The organism is Arsenicibacter rosenii, from assembly GCF_001870735.1.
GTDB classification, from domain to species: domain Bacteria; phylum Bacteroidota; class Bacteroidia; order Cytophagales; family Spirosomataceae; genus Arsenicibacter; species Arsenicibacter rosenii.
In genome coordinates, this window is the sequence record NZ_MORL01000189.1 from 1 (window position 1) to 894 (window position 894).

The 894-nt window shown below is 38.1% G+C and carries 2 protein-coding genes; both read left to right on the forward strand.

What is annotated here, in order from left to right; genetic code table 11:
• The first annotated feature begins 281 nt into the window (after nt 1–281).
• Entirely contained in the window at nt 282–464 is a 183-nt protein-coding gene (locus tag BLX24_RS33765) for a hypothetical protein (RefSeq protein ID WP_229201935.1), read from the forward strand.
• Between the two features lie 34 nt (nt 465–498).
• Entirely contained in the window at nt 499–855 is a 357-nt protein-coding gene (locus tag BLX24_RS30725) for an NHLP leader peptide family RiPP precursor (RefSeq protein WP_071506931.1), read from the forward strand.
• Nucleotides 856–894 lie beyond the last annotated feature (39 nt).

Consider the following 894-nt stretch of genomic DNA (forward strand, 5'->3'; position numbering starts at 1 on the left):
CAAAAGGAAAAGGCGATATAGGCATGTACTTCGTCGGAAAAAATGAATGCATATAACCTTTCACGGTCAGGTAAAATCGAAAGCCGGCGATGGCAATACATTCAGTGATTTTGGCAGATTTATAAGACTATAAGACTATATCTTTGAATTAAATACTAAAACAAAAAGGATATGGATCAGCGTAAACAAGAAATTATTGAAGCTATTATTTCCAAATCGTGGGAAGATGCCGGTTTCAGAAAAGAACTCATTGCCGACCCCATAAAAGCAATTGAAAANCGTTGGTTGTCAACGACCAAACTGATAAATCAAAAATATACGTAAATATTCCTGCTGAACCTGAAATAGAGAGTATGGAACTAAGTGAAGAGCAACTTGAAGCCGTAGCAGGCGGAGGACAACCTATTTGGGGTGATTTTGTAAATAATTTATTTCCTAGCCTGAAAAATTGCATTACCCTTTAATAAACTATATAGATAAACTAAAACAAACAAAAAAATGGAGTTTACACAAGAACAAAAGCTGTATGCTCAGGTGGTAAATGAAGCCTGGGAAAATGCGCAATTCAAATCAGAACTGATTGCAAACCCCGTGGCAGCCATCGAAAAACTGACTGGCCAAAAGCTGAACTTACCCGAAGGTAAAAAACTGGTAGTACGTGACCAAACCGACGAAGAAGCCGTATATATTAATCTTTCAGCAAAACCTGATACAGAAGATGTTGAGCTGAACGAAGAACAACTTGAAGCCGTAGCGGGTGGTGCTGTTTTTCCTGGTGGTTCGCTGATAAATATCATTGATATTTTTAAGCCAACACCAACTTTCCCGGTCCCGGATAAGCCTCTCCAGTATTAATCATTGTCTGGCAATTCCAGCTTTTTAAGTAAATAATTC